This is a genomic window from Oceanospirillum multiglobuliferum (assembly GCF_900167095.1).
Lineage (GTDB): Bacteria > Pseudomonadota > Gammaproteobacteria > Pseudomonadales > Halomonadaceae > Oceanospirillum > Oceanospirillum multiglobuliferum.
The window spans coordinates 118,536-134,285 of sequence record NZ_FUXG01000008.1; the positions used below are offsets into that span (position 1 = coordinate 118,536).

Here is a 15,750-nt window from a genome sequence, read left to right on the forward strand (position 1 = left end):
TTGCTGAAAGCAGAAAACGACCCGTAGGCCGTTTTCTATTGGAAAAATAGGCTGTGATTAGAACTCGTGATCAGCCGTGTCAGGGTTTAATGCATCAACCTTTAAACTTTCTGCCACCTGTTCAATGGCGCGTGTTTGTTCTACTAAGGCGAGAATACTTTGATTTAATAACGCTTGGCCTTCTTCATTGTCAGCGGCAATCATCATATCAAACTTAATCTGACGTGGGCCTTCTGCCAAATCAACAATGGCTTGCAACGCTTTGTCAGTGTTATCGAAATGATTACGTACTTGCAGATCAAGACTTGAGTTTTGCGCGGCTACTAGATCGCTCAAACTTGCGCCGCTCACTAAAGAGCCGTCCATACGCTTATACTGACCTAAGTAAATATTCTGGATACCTTTAGCATCATAGTAATGCGAGTAATGGGTGTTGTCTGAGAAGCAATCGTGTTCGTCCTCTGTTGAGTTAGCCTCTAACGCCACTTTGATGCGCTCGCCCGCTAGTTCGCCTAAAGATAAACTACCCATGCCGTATAGCATTTTACGTAGCCCTTGTTCGGCGGGTTCTGACAGCAGTGTTTTACGGTAGTTATCTCCACCTTCGGCCCATTGCTGGCGCATCCAATCTAGATCACTCACCAATAGTTCAACGGCTGCTTTTAAGTATTGACCGCGACGACTACAGTTGCCCCCTGTGCAATCTGCACCTTGCAGATAGTCGGTATAAGGACGTTCACCAGCCCCTTTATTGCTGCCATTTAAGTCTTGCCCCCACAGCAAAAACTCAATGGCATGATAACCTGTTGCCACGTTTGCTTCTGATCCGCCTAGTTCATTTAAGCTGGCCAGCTTCTCTGCCGTGATTTCTGTGAGCGACAGGGTTTCAGAGCCAAACTGAACGTTTTGATTGGCAATAATGTTCAATTCTGAACCAGGGTTTCCAAGCTCATGCTGGTAGTAATCAGCGCTAACGTAGTCAATTAACCCCTCATCTAGAGGCCATGCGTTGAGCTGGCCTTCCCAGTCATCAACCACGGCATTACCAAAGCGGAACACTTCACTTTGTTGGTAAGGTATGCGAGCTGTTTTCCACTTATTTCTCAGCTCATCTAAACCTGCAGCGCTTGGTTGCGCTAAGAACATATCCACTGCGTTTTGCAGATCAAGTGCGGTTAAATAGGCATCATCAAAGGTGGCATAAGCTAAGTTAGCATAGTTTTCGACCACTGCTTGCTCAGCACTTTTAGGGGCATTTGAGGTGCTCATCAGGCTGCAACCGCTTACGCTGACGGCCAATGCAATTGCTAATGATAGGGTGCGCTTTTTCATAAAAATCCTTTGATGATTTATTGAATCTGAGTGCTTGGCAGTTAATGGGAGTGCTGCCTAATTAATCCATAGTTTTTATTTTAAATACAAATGATAAATATTATCAATAGTATTTTTGAAGATAAATCATATCAACTGATTAACAGAATCAATTTTTTTAAAAATTTAGTATGATCAGCCACTTCTAACCTAATGCACCGAAAAAGGACGTTTATGGATCAGTTTGCTATTTTGATTTTGGATGTTGCGGTTATTCTTTTTGGTCTTGTCTTACTGGCAGGTATTGTCTCAGTGCTGGTGATGTACATAGTGGACAAGAACCAAACTGACCACACAATTCGTCGAAACTTCCCTGTACTTGGGCGCTTCCGTTATTTCTTTGAGTATATGGGGGAGTTTTTCCGTCAGTATTTTTTTGCAATGGATCGCGAAGAGTTGCCTTTCAACCGCGCCCAAAGAAGCTGGGCCTATCGTGCCGCTAAGAACGTTGATAACACCGTTGCTTTCGGCTCAAGCCGTGATATTCATAAGCCTGGTGCGGTATTTTTTCTAAATACGCCATACCCGACATTAAAAGAAGATGCGGTTGAGTCTCCAGCCCTAGAGGTTGGCCCTTACTGCCGCCAACCATTTATGGCTAAATCAATTCTGAACATCTCAGGTATGAGCTACGGTGCATTGTCTATTCCTGCGGTTACAGCTTTGTCTACCGGCGCTAAAATGGCTGGCTGCTGGATGAACACGGGCGAAGGCGGGCTGTCCCCTTACCATCTTTCTGGTGGCTGCGATATTGTGATGCAAATTGGTACGGCTAAATATGGCGTACGTGATGAACATGGCCAGCTTAGTGATGACAAACTGCGTCAGTTGGCCGCTATAGAACAAGTTCGCATGTTTGAAATCAAGCTCAGCCAAGGTGCCAAACCTGGTAAGGGTGGTATTTTACCTGCTGAAAAAGTAAATGCTGAAATTGCAGAGATTCGCGGTATCCCAGTAGGTAAAGACTCCATCAGCCCTAATCGTCATCCAGAAATTAACAGCCCACAAGACTTGTTAGAGATGATTGCTCGCGTGCGTGAGGTAACAGGCAAGCCCGTGGGTATTAAGTTTGTGTTAGGCACACACGATTGGTTAGATGAGTTATTTACCGAAATTAACCATCGCGGTGAAGCTTCTGCCCCTGACTTTATAACCATTGATGGTGCTGAAGGTGGTACTGGTGCGGCGCCAATGCCACTGATGGACAGCGTCGGCTTATCCTTGAAAGAAAGCCTGCCTTTGGTTGTCGATATGTTAAAAGCCTTTGGCTTGCGTGATCGTGTACGCGTTATCGCATCTGGCAAACTGATCAATCCAACAGAGGTTGCTTGGGCTATCGCCATTGGTGCAGATTTCTGCGTAACTGCCCGAGGTTTTATGTTTGCTCTGGGTTGCATCCAAGCACTTCAGTGTAATAAAAATACCTGTCCGTCAGGCATTACCACCCACGACACTAAACTTAACGGCGGTTTAAACCCTGCGGATAAATCTGTGAGAGTGAAGCAATACCATCAAAATTTAATCAATGAATTGGGCGTTATTGCACACTCTTGTGGTGCAAAAGAGCCAAGAGGACTGCACCGCCACCATGCTCATATGGTGACTGCAACGGGCTTATCAGAAAACCTTGCTCGACTCTATCCAGGAAATTACATCCCGTTGCGAGAAAAAAACTGAGCTATTCCGCAAAAGCTGCGACAATAGCCCAAAATAGGTGATTGATAGTACATAAAGAGAGGGCAGAACTGCGTGTTCTGCCATACCAAGCCCCGCTAGAACGGGGCTTCAGGAGACGAGATACAAGTGACCAACCCAACTGAAAACCAGCCACGTCGTAAACATTTCAGAAAGAAAAACCATCAACGTCGCCGTCCAGAGCACCACTCACGACAGAGTGCACCTAACACTGATCAACAAACATGGGATATTTCACAGTTTGAAGTGCCTGAGGCAGAAGGCCAGTTAAGATTCCATGACTTTGACCTGCCAGCTGAGTTGATGCGTGCCATTCAAGACTCCGGCTTTCATTACTGCACACCGATCCAAGCCCAATCTTTACAGCATACTTTGTTAGGTAAGGATCTGATCGGAAAGGCGCAAACAGGAACAGGCAAAACAGCGGCATTCCTGATCAGCATTATGAGCTACTTCCTAGAAGAGGAAGCGCCTGGCTTACAGAAAAACGGTGCACCAAGAGCGTTAATCATAGCGCCAACGCGAGAACTGGTGATGCAGATTGCCAAAGACGCGGAGCAACTGAACACTTACTGCAAGCTCAATGTAGTGACGATTGTTGGTGGTATTGACTATCAACGTCAGCGTGAACAGCTACGTGGCAAAATCGATATTATGGTGGCAACACCGGGACGCTTGATCGACTTTTACCAGAAGCGCGACCTAAACCTAGGTGAAGTTGAAGTATTGGTACTAGACGAAGCTGATCGCATGCTCAGCATGGGCTTTATTCCAGACGTAAAACGCATTATTCGTGCTACGCCACGAAAAGAAGAGCGTCAAACCTTCCTGTTCAGTGCAACCTATCCACAAGATGTTGAAAACCTTGCCTCGATGTGGACGCTGGAACCTGCTCGAATTGAAATTGAGTCTGAAGAGCAAACCAACGTTAATGTTGAGCAACATGCTTACATCGTAGCCGACTCAGACAAAGAAAAGCTCTTAATCAGTCTAATGCGCAAAGAGGGTTGGGATCGCGTTATCGTATTTGCCAACCGTCGTGATCGTGTGCGTGATTTATGCGAACAGCTCACCAAAGCCAATGTCAGTGTTGCCATGTTGTCTGGCGAAGTTGAACAGCGTAAACGCATCTCAACGTTAGAGCGCTTCCGTGAAGGCAAGATTCAAGTACTGGTTGCAACAGATGTTGCAGGCCGAGGCATTCATATCGACGACGTCAGTCATGTTGTGAACTTCACACTACCCGATGATCCAGAGGACTATGTTCACCGTATTGGCCGTACAGGCCGTGCTGGCTCACTGGGCGTTTCAATCAGCTTTATTGGCGAAGAAGATGCTTTTGTACTGCCAGACATTGAAGAGTTCATTGGCCGTAAGATCGAGTGCCAACATCCCGACATGAGCTTAATTGATAACGATTGAAGGCTACTTCGATTAGCTCAGAATAAAAGTGAGTCATAAAACAACCCCGCAGCTCAATGAGTTACGGGGTTGTTTTATTTGGTGAGCAACCCCGTTCTGTAACATCCTTTTATAAAGATTTTAGTGATAAAAAAACCGACTCATTGAGTCGGTAATAAGAGCGGGTTAAAACCCTGAACAACAAGCAACTGCTTGTTAAGGAGAACCACATCACAACCTACAGCCCTTAGAGGCCTGAGTGAACAGCACAGGCGCTTTCATTTCGGTGCGTAGTTATCACTTTAGTTGGCTTTTTTAATTTGTGCTTAAAAAATTGCGTGTTTTAGCTGAATTTTATTTTAAAGCTGCCACTTCGTAAGCGGGATACCAGTGCGCTAAAGAACGGACAAACTCATATTCGCTTAGCGCAATCTCTCTCAAAGGGTTCTTGCGCCACTGGCTTAGCATCTCCGCCATGCTCAACCCCTGTTCAGCACCTTGTTGCATCACCTTATCAAGCCACAATAGATATTGCCGAGTTTGGGCTGTAGCCGATCGGGTTTGATCTATAGGGCCATGACCTGCAATTAAGGTTTTGTAAGGTAGTTGATCCAGCTGATCTAAACTGGTCAACCAGTCTTTTAGTACAGCATGAGGGGTTGTAAGCGCCCGTTGGTAGAACACCAAGTCGCCAGTAAACAACACACCTGTGCTGTGATCAAACAGCACTAAATCGGCGTTGGTATGGCCGTTTAAGATTTTAATCTCTAGCTGATGCTCCCCCAAATTAAAACGTTGGTTGGTGGCAATTTTTTCAGGGGTGACCGACTGCGTGCCTTGCATTTTGGCACCCACCATACGGTAAAGATTTTCCGCCAGATCAGAACCCTCTTCAGCGATAGCATCACGGGTGGGTGCTGCGGCCATGAGAGCAGACTTTTGAAACACCTGATTGCCCAAAAAATGATCAGGGTGTGCATGGCTATTGAGCACATAACGCACAGGACCGCCCCCTTGCGTTTTAATCCAAGCGTTGAGCGCATCGGCAAAGCCTTTTGATGGGCCAGAGTCAAAAACCAAGCTGGCTTCTGCCGTAATAATAACGCCGATATTGGCGATATGGCCGCCATTTTTAGCGCTGAATATCTCATTAGCCCCCCAAAGCACCCAAGTGTCTTTGGCAATTTTTTCAGGGGCAATGGGGTAGTCGATGTTGGCATATAGCGAGCAACTGAATAACAACGCTAAGCTGACTAAGCACTGGTGCAACACTCTAGACGGCAAGGTTTGGGTGATCTGTACCATTAGCGTTCTCCCTTGCTGTGTTGAGTTGTGGTTTCCAAGGCGTTGCTATTCACAGCAGATTGATAAAGCGGTGACTGAAAGTGATTGCCATCATTGTCTCGCATCGACAATTGAAGACCTTGGTTCTGCACCTGCTTAAAGTTTAAAGTGAGTCTTGGATTAGCACTGACAGGTTCAGAGAGTCGCAATAGCCCCAAAGCGGTGCCTTGTTCGTTCTGTACCTCAATCTCGTTCAGCCAAAATGCAGGCGTGCCGTCGATTAATCCTGTATCCATTGGATGGAATATTTGCACTTTTAAACGCTGTTGATTGGCATTTTGAAAGAGCCGCCCGTTAACTTGTCCTAAATTGCTCGACCAGTCCTCATTATTGGCCGCTACTTTGGGGGCGCTACAGCCTCCCCCTGCCGCATCAACATAAGCGCGCCCCACATGCCAAAGTCCGGTTTGGTCTTGTACTAGTGCATGTACAGGGGTGGCTTGTTGGACACGAAACTGTAACGCAACATCGGGCAGCTCACCTTGCTGCACCTGATATTGGGCGATTTTTTGAATGGGGTTAAGGTCAGCAAACAAAATCAGCTGTTGTGCCTGCGGAATGTTGGCACTGACCATGACAGGCACTTGTGTAGAATCTTCGGCAAAACTAGGCAGCGTGATTTTAACCTGATCGCTATATTGCCAAGGCTGGCTGCCAATGAATTGCTCGCGCATAAAATCCCACATCACATCCATCAGTGGGTTGGCGTTTTGGGTAGTTGGCGCATGGCTTTCAGCATTGAGGCTGTGATTGTCGCTGTAGGCGACACCTGAACCTAGCACACCGCTTAACGTGAGCAGTAAACAACTGTCCCTGAGTTTCTGTTTCAACATTTTTGCCTCCTTGCACCGCTTACTAGGCCGTCTTTGGGCTTTTGGTCGGTGCGCTATGTTTTTATTGTTGTTCTTATAACAGGCTTGATACCTGTGAGGTCTTACGCAAGCTTATTGACCGAGTTTCACTGAGTCGTTTTATAAAGGTCTGGCAGTAGATAGCTTACGCCATACTTCTGGTTAATTTTTTCGATTACACCGTTTTTAGCCGCTGCTTCAACCACATCACCTAAGGCATAGGCCAATTGACGATAGTTGTTGTGAACCGCTAAACCAATATCCCAATCCAGCTTATGTAACCCTTGTAGTGCTACGGTTGCCAGTTGGAATTTTTGCTCAGGGTGCTGAACTTGTAACCATTGAAGTTGGCCCTGCATTCCCATTAATGCCGCCACTTCTTTCTGGCTTAACGCCTCAAAAGCGGCCATTAAATCAGGAAAGTGCTTCACTTGATTACGCATCTGACCGTTGAAAACCGACAGCAGATAGATATCTGGTAGGCTGTCAGTTTCTACACCAACGGGGTAATAGCGCAACACTGCAAGGGTTTCTAGGCTTTCTATTTGATCTTGATCAAAGCCAACACGCCACCGCTCCTTTTGATAGGGCGCAAACATGTGGACTAGATCGTTTTTAACTTGCCCGAATTCATCCGTTTGAAAGGAATACTCTCGGTCATAGGGTACGCGCATCATCACATCGGCAATACCGCCACCTAGATAGTGGCCTTTCCAAACATGGTTGCGCAGATCATCGTCAAGGGTTTCATCTGGTGTGATCCAGCGCAAACGTAGATCTAGGTTCATCTCTTTAGCGATGTGCTGAGCCAGTTCAACGTCGATGCCTTTTTCGGCACCTTGCGGATCTCGATAAGAGTAAGGCGGGAAGTCTTTATAAACGGCAATTTCGATAAATTTAGAGGCCACCACGTCATCATAGCTACGCGCCAGCGCAGGCATAGCCTGCACCAGCGTCATAACTATAACAGTGGCGATGAGTGCAAGTCGGGCGAAACTTGCCTTGAGATCAAACTGCGGTTTGATCTCTACGCCAAACTGATCACTGCTCGACATGCTTGCTTACCAACCATGCGCGAATTGACCACAAAGTTTCTTGGCTCAGGTAATCTGCCATTTTTGGCATATAAGGCACACCGTTACGGACTGCGCCGTTACGTACACGGTAAACAAACCACTCGTCACCCTCAATTCCCGGTTCTAAATAGCGTAAATCTGGGGCAATACCACCAGAAACAGCATCTAAACCATGACAGCGCGCACAGTTTTGGGCATAGGCAGACTCACCAATTTTTAAGGCGTCTTCATTGCCGACATAAGGATTCTCTTCAACCCACTCTTCTCCCAGCTTAGGTAGCGCTGAAACATCCATTTTCTGTGGTGTAACATCACCATGCGCAAAGGCTTGTGTTGCCAGTAGGCTACCTAGAATTAAGGTTGCGCTGGTACGCAGAAAATTGGCTTTAGCTGTCATTGTTGTTCTCCAAGGGTTTCTGGATGAGTGCTGGGCATTCAGCAAACAGATCCAATCAATTTAAGTTGTTGTTATCCTTGTTGGGTGGGAGATCTCTGCGACAGGGCAGTGACAACAAAGATCACCCGTTTAACCGACTAACCGTACTTTTGTCGTGCAGCTCTTAACGCACCACAAAGTTACCAGTCATCCCTTTATGCTCTAGACCGTCGATGTAAAATGGAAACTGGCCGGGTTTAATCGGTACAAAAAACAGTTCCGCTTCGCCTGCGTCTTCAAACTCAAGTTCGGTTAAAGAAACCGCTTTAATCTCTGCTGCACCTACCTCAATTTTGCGTAGATAGATCGAAGTGAAAAAAGCAGGGGCTTTCAGCGCATAAGGCTTTAAGCCACTGGCGGTTACCGTTAAACGGTAGGCTTTGCCAGTTTCTAGCTGATATTCGGTTTGAGATAAGCCGTAACCACTCTCTTCTGTACCTAGAATTAACTCAGGCAACTCAACGGGCTTACGGGTTAAATCTCCCTCGGCTAGAGCGGTGCTGGCGCTAAGTAGCAGTAGACTACTGGCTAATAAATGTTTAACTGACATCATCTTTTGCTTCCTCTCAAACGATGAGTCAATGGTAGAAACAGCAGGGCGCGCAAAATATGCTACTTGCGAACTAGTTTCTTGCTTCTTTGTTCTCATTCACCAAAGGGGCTATCACGCCTACTCTGGCAGGGTCGAGTGATTACTCTTGAACTAGAGGTAAGCAAATGCGGATTAATACACCAAGGCGCCAGACAGCAGCAGGGTTAATTTTATTGGCTGCTTGCGTGGTCACCGCAGACCAAAGTTGGGCGGCTAAAAAAGCACCGTTAGAGATTCCAATTTATTATTTTCGCTTTGTACCAGAAGCCAAGCCTTTACTGTCGAACTTGACCCCTCCCCCTAAAAACAGTGGTCAAGCGGGTGCAGAGTTAGCAATACAAGACAGCAACACAACTGGGCGATTTACAGGCCAGCATTATCAACTTACAAGCCAGCAGTTCACTGATATTGCGGCTTTAGAGCAAAGCTTAAACGAGCAGATTAAAACCAACAGCTTAGTGCTGCTAGATGCACCCATCTCTGTATTAAAAACAGCCAACCAATTTGCTCAGCAGCGTAACGCCTTGATATTTAACGTGGGTAATGCAGATGATGAGCTACGCACCAAAACCTGCCTGAATAATACCCTACACACCTACCCTAGCCGTGCCATGTTGACCGATGCGTTGGCACAGTGGCTGGCAGTACGCCGTTTTAATCGTTGGTTCTTAGTTGAAGGGCAAACCGCAGAAGATCAAGCCTATAGCACGGCGCTGCACCGATCGGCTAAACGCTTTGGCAGTAAAATTGTCGCGCAAAAGCAGTGGACTTTTGCAACCGACCTACGTCGTACCGCGCAAAGTGAGTTACCCCTATTTACCCAAGGGCCTGAGTATGACGTGGTGATGGTGGCCGATGAGGCGGGGGATTTTGGGCATTTTTTACCCTACAACACTTGGCTGCCACGGCCTGTGGTGGGTACTCAAGGTTTAAGTGCAACCGCATGGAGTGGGGTAGTAGAGCAGTGGGGCGCAGCCCAGCTACAAAGCCGCTTTAACAAACTACACCAACGCAAAATGAACGACCGAGACTATGCCGCATGGGTGGCCGTTCGAGCCATCGCTGAAGCTGTGACACAAGGCAAGCAAACCCAGGCTACAGGGTTAAAAACTTACCTGTTAGATGAACAGTTCCACTTAGCCGCTTTCAAGGGGCATAAGCTGACCTTCCGAGCTTGGAATGGGCAGCTACGTCAGCCTATTCCATTGGTACAGCCTGAATCTTTAGTGTCACAGTCGCCACAGGCAGGTTATCTGCACCCTGTCACTGAGTTAGACACTTTAGGATTTGATCGCACTGAGAGCCAATGTCAGTTAACTCAGAGCCAATAGCCATTTCATAACAACAATGACAAAAGGTACTCACATGTTTAAACGCACTGCACTATCACTGATTTTCAGTACTGGGCTAGCCCTTTCACAATTTGCTACGGCTGATATTGCCTATATCAGCAATGAAAAAGACAACAGCTTATCGCTGATTGATCTCAATACACTAGAGCTTAAAGAGACCATTAAAGTCGGCCAGCGACCAAGGGGTATTATCTTTAGCAAGGATTACAGCAAGCTTTATATCTGCGCCAGTGATGATGACACCGTGCAAGTGCTTGATGTTAAAACCAACCAAATCATCGCCAACCTACCCTCTGGTGAAGACCCTGAGCAGTTTGCCCTAGCCCCTGATGATCGCCATCTATTTATCGCCAATGAAGATGATGCCTTGGTGACCATTGTGGACACACAAACTAAACTGGTTGTCGCGCAAATTGATGTAGGGGTAGAACCTGAAGGTATGGCGGTTAGCCCAAATGGCAAAATAGCAGTCAACACTTCAGAAACCACCAGCATGTTGCACTGGATCGACACCCAAACCAATGAGCTTTATGACAACACCTTAGTGGATCAACGTCCCCGCCACGTTGAGTTTAACAAATCGGGTAACTTGCTATGGGCGTCATCAGAGATTGGCGGCTCAGTTGTGGTGATCGACACTGAAAGCCGAGAGATTAAGCACAAGCTAAAGTTTGAAATTCGAGGTATTCACCCCGACCGTATTCAACCTGTAGGCGTAAAACTGACACAAGATGGGCGCTATGCATTTGTGGCCTTAGGCCCTGCCAATCATGTTGCTGTTGTTGATGCAAAAACATTTGAGGTGATTAAATATTTAATGGTGGGGCGTCGAGTTTGGCATATGGGCTTCAGCACCGACGAATCAAAGTTAGTAACTACTAACGGCATCAGTGGAGACGTATCAATTATCGACGTTAACAAACTGAAAGTGGTTAAAACCATTCGAGTGGGGCGCTACCCTTGGGGTGTTGCGGTATTACCTGCGGCTTATAAACCTTAACAGGTTTGACACAGCCCTTACTGAATACAGCCCTATAGGCCAGAGACAGTTTAAACATTTCAAAGGTTAATTTGATGTCTGATAAGCCCCTTTACCTAGCAACATCGCAGCTCAGCTATCGCTATGGTGCTAAGCAAGCGCTACACAACCTTGATTACCAAATAGTTAAGGGACAGTTTAATGCGCTTTTAGGGGCCAATGGGGCGGGTAAATCAACCTTGTTTAGTTTATTGGCGGGATTGTTAAAACCACAGCAAGGGCAAATTATTTGTTATCTGAACGGCAAACCGAGCCAACTAAAACGCCCAAGTCGAGAATACCTTGCACAGTTGGGCGTTGTGTTTCAACAAAGCACCCTAGACCCCGATCTAAGCGTAGGCCAAAACCTGCTTTACCATGCGGCATTACAAGGCATGGCACCTAAAGCGGCACAACGATCTATTCAAGTGGAATTAGAGCGCTTACAGCTGTTCGACCGACTCAACGACCCTGTACGCACACTGAATGGCGGCCACAAAAGAAGAGTAGAGATTGCCCGAGCCTTGGTACATCAGCCCCAATTCTTAATGCTAGATGAACCCACCGTAGGGCTTGATTTAGACACTCGCCAACAACTCACAGCCTATCTGCACGAGCGCTGCCAAACACAAGGTTTAACCGTGCTCTGGACAACGCACTTAATCGAAGAGATTGCCCTAGAAGACCCCGTGCTAATACTGCATCAAGGCCAAGCACAACATGCTGGCACTTGTGCGAACTTATTGGCACAAACAGGAGCAAACGACCTTAAACAGCTGTTACAGCGCACCGCAAGCAACAGCGCTCAGGAGCCTAAACTATGATTTGGTACTGGCGTGTATTTTGTGGCATCACCCAGCGGGAGTTTCTACGTTTTATTCAGCAGCGTAGTCGCTTTCTGAGTGCGTTGGTGCGCCCGTTACTTTGGTTGATTGTATTTGCAGCGGGTTTTCGAGCGGTGTTAGGGGTTTCCATTATGCCGCCCTACGGTACTTACATCACCTATCAGGTGTATATCGCCCCCGGCTTAGTGGCAATGATATTGCTGTTTAATGCCATGCAAAGTGCGCTTTCAATGGTATACGACCGTGAAATGGGCAGTATGAAACTGCTATTAACCAGTCCCGCACCCAGAAGCTTTTTACTGATCAGTAAACTGGTCGCCACAGCATTAGTCGCACTGCCACAGGTTTATGGTTTTTTATTAATAGCCCTATGGGTAGAGGTAGACCCGCCCTTGATAGGTTACTTGGCCGTACTACCTGCCTGTTTGTTGGTGGCCTTAATGCTAGGGGCAATAGGTTTGTTAATCTCTAGCTTTATCAAACAGTTGGAGAACTTTGCAGGGGTAATGAACTTTGTCATTTTCCCCATGTTTTTTCTGTCTAGCGCACTTTATCCGCTTTGGAAGATGCAAGAGGCAGGGCCTTTGCTTTATACCATCTGCGCCTACAACCCTTTTACCTACGGTGTAGAGCTGATCCGTTTTAGTTTGTATGGTGAACTTAGCCTATCAAACCTCGTTATAGTGACAGGACTAACGCTAGTGTTCACCTTGTTGGCCACCTTAAGCTTTGATCCTCAACGAGGGCAAAAACCTAAACGATAAATAAGCGACGCTTTAAAGTCCCTTAATAACAAAAGCCCCAATCAGTTGATTGAGGCTTGATGCTTAGCTTCTATCGAGCATTATGCAGGTTAGCTGCCGCGTTTTTCCAAACGCAGTAAAAACTCTTGCATGATGATGGTGTAAAGCTCTTCTTTTAGCCAAAGATCTTCTACTTCGTAGTCGATACTTGGGTTGTCATTCACTTCAATTACATAAGCTTTGTCGCCAGCTTGCTTCAAGTCGATACCATAGAGGCCATCACCAATTAGGCGACTGGCTTTAACTGCTGCATCAATAATGGCGCGAGGTACTTCAAAGGTGGGCAGGGTTTCAAAACCGCCTGATTCTGCACCAGTGTCACCATGCTGATAAATTTGCCAGTGATCTTTCACCATAAAGTAACGGCAGGCAAAAATTGGCTTGTTATTCAGTATGCCGATACGCCAATCAAAGTCGGTATACATAAACTCTTGCGCCAGTAGCAGTGCTGATTTTTGGCTCAGCTCTTTTACTTTCAGCGCCAACTCTTCACGATTGCTGACTTTTACTACGCCCTTTGAAAACGCCCCATCAGGGATTTTCAGTACAATTGGATAGCCCAAGTCCTTTTCCAACTCATCCAATGCCGCTTTTGTATGTTGGCTGATGATGCGGGTTTTAGGCGCAGGCACCTTATTCACCGCCAGCAAGTCTGCCAAATACACTTTATTGGTGCAGCGTAGAATAGAGGTCGGATCATCCATCACCACCAAACCTTCAGCCTGTGCTTTTTTGGCAAATTTGTAGGTGTGATGGTCAATATTGGTGGTTTCGCGGATAAAGAGCGCATCGTATTCCGCTAAACGCATATAATCTTTTTTGGTGATCAGCTCTGCGTCAATGCCCAGTTTCTCAGCCGCCTTAATAAAAAACTTCAGCGCGTCCATATCGCTAGGTGGCATCGCTTCATCTGGGTTATACAGAATCGCCATGTCATATTTAGCGCCTTTTTTCGGCTTGGTTTTACGCCAAATTTTACGGCTGAAATGATCAAAACTGCTCGCAAAACGCTGCTGATCATCATCTGTTTTCAGGTCTTTTAAGGATAAGAAGCGCAACTTATCCAACTGCCACACTTTACGTTTGGATAAGGTGAGTTCTAGCACTGGGCTGGCAAAACGCTCAAACAGCACTTTACCTAGTGCTTTCAGTTCAGGAACTGAGGTATCACCAAAAAAGATACGTACCACTTGCTGATCGCTATCTGAATCTACGAAGGCTTTGTTAGCCAACTCACTTAGATTTTCAACCTGCATTAGGTAGAGCGACTTTTTGCCTAAATCATTAATAGATTGCACAGCAGGCAGCACGTTATGACCACGCGCCTCAGCCAGCAACGAACAATAATAACCACGACTTAAATACTTATAATTTCGACACAAATTGATCACACGCACGCGCTCGCGCTTACGCACAGGCAGCGCCATATATTGATCAAAGGTTATGACGTCACTACTTGGATAATAGGGCTTCCAATCATCTAACTCATCCACGACGACATAAAGCGTTGACATTGGATAAAGGCTCCTTAAATTAAATAAAGACTGCATAAACAGTCAGAAAGATGGTTATTTTCAGCCTGAAAACATGCAGAGTTTGCGCTTGATTTAGCCTGCTTCGCAAGAATTATTTATTTAATTTTTGATCTGTTTTATTGCTAGTTTTAGGCGTAATATTCGCGCGTTTTTTAGCCTATAAAACGCTACTTTTTACAGCTCTATCTCTTTGTTCTTTTTGGCCAACCATAAGGTTGTGAGGCTTTATATTATGCACTCTTCCGCCGTTGTTGAACCTGTACAATCCGCCTCTATTCTGATTCGTATTGCATCCGCCCATGACCTAAAAGCGCTGTTGCAATTAGAGCTGCTTTGTTTTCAAACCGATAGGCTGTCAAAAAGAAGCTTTAAACACTTTTTAGCCGCACCTAGTGCTAAGTTGGTAGTGGCTGAAGTAGATGGCAAAATTCAGGCTTATGGTTTGCTGTTATTTCGTCAGGGTACGCACTTAGCACGGCTCTATTCCATTGCGGTTGATCCCGCCGCTCAAGGCAAAGGTATTGCCCGTCAATTAATGGCCTATTTGGAAGAGCAAGCCACGGAACAAGGCTGTGTTTATTTACGCTTAGAGGTTAGGGCAGATAATCAGGCCGCCATTGCACTTTATCAGCAGCGTGGTTACCGCAAGTTTGGGCAAATTCCAGAATATTACGAAGATGGCGCTTTGGCCTTGCGTATGGAGAAACGCTTAAGCCGACAAGTGGCGGCCACACCGACTAATATGCCCTATCACGGCCAAAATACAGAGTTCACCTGTGGGCCTTCTGCGTTATTAATGGCGATGAAAAGCTTAGATAAACAGATCCAGATGACCTTAGAGGAAGAACTACAAATTTGGCGCGAAGCCACCACTATTTTTATGATGTCGGGTCATGGCGGCTGTTCGCCTCATGGTTTAGCGCTAAGTGCGGCCAAACGTGGCTTCGCCGTTGAGCTTTACGTTAATACCGAACAAGTGCCCTTTATTGAGTCGGTAAGAGATGAGCAGAAAAAGCAGATTATTGAAGCGGTACACCAAAACTTTTTGGATCAGATCGCCCAAACCGACATCGCCCTGCATCAAGAGGACTTAACCCCTGAGCGTTTAAAAGCACACTTAGAGCAAGGTGCCAGTATTTTAAGTTTGATCAGCACATGGCGCTTTAACCGCAATAAAGTGCCGCACTGGGTCACCATTACCCGTGCCGATGAGCGTTACGTCTACATGAGCGACCCAGAAGCCGATACAGACCTAATGCACACCGCAACCGACAATATCGCCGTTCCGATTTTGTTAGAAGAGTTTGCAGGTATTGCCTGCTTTGGACGCCAGCGTTTGCGCTGCACCTTGGTGCTGTCTAATCAATAGCGTTGTCTAATCAATAGCACTGTTGAATCAAAGGAACCATCCGGCCTAATCCTGCTGACCGC

The 15,750-nt window shown here is 46.4% G+C and carries 14 protein-coding genes; 7 read left to right on the forward strand and 7 right to left on the reverse strand.

Translation table 11 applies throughout. The features are described 5' to 3' along the window. Window positions 1-57 precede the first annotated feature (57 nt). A complete protein-coding gene (locus B5D26_RS07430; protein WP_078745101.1) occupies window positions 58-1,332 on the reverse strand; it encodes an imelysin family protein in 1,275 nt (424 codons plus the stop codon). Between the two features lie 213 nt (window positions 1,333-1,545). Here B5D26_RS07430 and B5D26_RS07435 point away from each other — a divergent pair, with 213 nt between their 5' ends. Both B5D26_RS07435 and rhlB read left to right on the forward strand, forming a co-directional pair. Continuing rightward, a complete protein-coding gene (locus B5D26_RS07435; protein WP_078745102.1) occupies window positions 1,546-3,048 on the forward strand; it encodes an FMN-binding glutamate synthase family protein in 1,503 nt (500 codons plus the stop codon). Window positions 3,049-3,174: 126 nt separating this feature from the next. Continuing rightward, window positions 3,175-4,488: an ATP-dependent RNA helicase RhlB gene (rhlB, locus tag B5D26_RS07440; RefSeq protein ID WP_078745103.1), complete on the forward strand. Its 1,314-nt coding sequence runs from the start codon at window positions 3,175-3,177 to the stop codon at window positions 4,486-4,488. A 333-nt stretch (window positions 4,489-4,821) separates the two neighbouring features. Here rhlB and B5D26_RS07445 read toward each other — a convergent pair whose 3' ends face one another. The 5 genes from B5D26_RS07445 to B5D26_RS07465 all read right to left on the reverse strand — a co-directional run bounded on the left by B5D26_RS07445 (window position 4,822) and on the right by B5D26_RS07465 (window position 8,727). After that, window positions 4,822-5,772 (reverse strand): quinoprotein relay system zinc metallohydrolase 1, encoded by a 951-nt coding sequence (locus tag B5D26_RS07445; RefSeq protein WP_078745104.1) that lies wholly within the window; start codon window positions 5,770-5,772, stop codon window positions 4,822-4,824. Beyond that, a complete protein-coding gene (locus B5D26_RS07450) occupies window positions 5,772-6,644 on the reverse strand; it encodes a quinoprotein dehydrogenase-associated SoxYZ-like carrier (RefSeq protein ID WP_078745105.1) in 873 nt (290 codons plus the stop codon). Before B5D26_RS07450 ends, B5D26_RS07445 begins: the two co-directional genes overlap by 1 nt. Window positions 6,645-6,769: 125 nt before the next feature. After that, window positions 6,770-7,717 carry a substrate-binding periplasmic protein gene (locus tag B5D26_RS07455; RefSeq protein WP_078745106.1) on the reverse strand — a complete coding sequence of 316 codons (948 nt, stop codon included), beginning with the start codon at window positions 7,715-7,717 and terminating at the stop codon, window positions 6,770-6,772. Further along, window positions 7,704-8,135: a cytochrome c-550 PedF gene (gene pedF / locus B5D26_RS07460; RefSeq protein WP_078745107.1), complete on the reverse strand. Its 432-nt coding sequence runs from the start codon at window positions 8,133-8,135 to the stop codon at window positions 7,704-7,706. The genes B5D26_RS07455 and pedF overlap by 14 nt, the downstream gene beginning before the upstream one ends. 163 nt (window positions 8,136-8,298) lie before the next feature. Next, complete coding sequence (locus B5D26_RS07465; protein WP_078745108.1) at window positions 8,299-8,727, reverse strand: cupredoxin domain-containing protein; 429 nt, start codon at window positions 8,725-8,727, stop codon at window positions 8,299-8,301. A 164-nt stretch (window positions 8,728-8,891) separates the two neighbouring features. On the opposite strand from B5D26_RS07465, the gene B5D26_RS07470 reads away from it, so the two are divergent. From B5D26_RS07470 to B5D26_RS07485, 4 genes are all read left to right on the forward strand, one after another. Then, window positions 8,892-10,097: an ABC transporter substrate-binding protein gene (locus B5D26_RS07470; protein ID WP_078745109.1), complete on the forward strand. Its 1,206-nt coding sequence runs from the start codon at window positions 8,892-8,894 to the stop codon at window positions 10,095-10,097. 34 nt (window positions 10,098-10,131) lie between these two features. Then, window positions 10,132-11,118, forward strand: a complete 987-nt coding sequence (locus B5D26_RS07475) for a YVTN family beta-propeller repeat protein (protein WP_078745110.1) — start codon at window positions 10,132-10,134, stop codon at window positions 11,116-11,118. Window positions 11,119-11,192: 74 nt separating this feature from the next. Further along, window positions 11,193-11,960, forward strand: a complete 768-nt coding sequence (locus tag B5D26_RS07480) for an ATP-binding cassette domain-containing protein (RefSeq protein WP_078745111.1) — start codon at window positions 11,193-11,195, stop codon at window positions 11,958-11,960. Further along, window positions 11,957-12,745 (forward strand): ABC transporter permease, encoded by a 789-nt coding sequence (locus tag B5D26_RS07485; RefSeq protein ID WP_078745112.1) that lies wholly within the window; start codon window positions 11,957-11,959, stop codon window positions 12,743-12,745. The genes B5D26_RS07480 and B5D26_RS07485 overlap by 4 nt, the downstream gene beginning before the upstream one ends. An 89-nt stretch (window positions 12,746-12,834) precedes the next feature. Here B5D26_RS07485 and B5D26_RS07490 read toward each other — a convergent pair whose 3' ends face one another. Further along, the gene (locus B5D26_RS07490; protein ID WP_078745113.1) at window positions 12,835-14,298 is read right to left on the reverse strand and encodes a RimK family protein; all 1,464 of its coding nucleotides are present in this window, start codon (window positions 14,296-14,298) and stop codon (window positions 12,835-12,837) included. Window positions 14,299-14,551: 253 nt separating this feature from the next. On the opposite strand from B5D26_RS07490, the gene B5D26_RS07495 reads away from it, so the two are divergent. After that, window positions 14,552-15,688, forward strand: a complete 1,137-nt coding sequence (locus B5D26_RS07495) for a GNAT family N-acetyltransferase/peptidase C39 family protein (RefSeq protein ID WP_078745114.1) — start codon at window positions 14,552-14,554, stop codon at window positions 15,686-15,688. The last annotated feature ends 62 nt before the right edge of the window (window positions 15,689-15,750 follow it).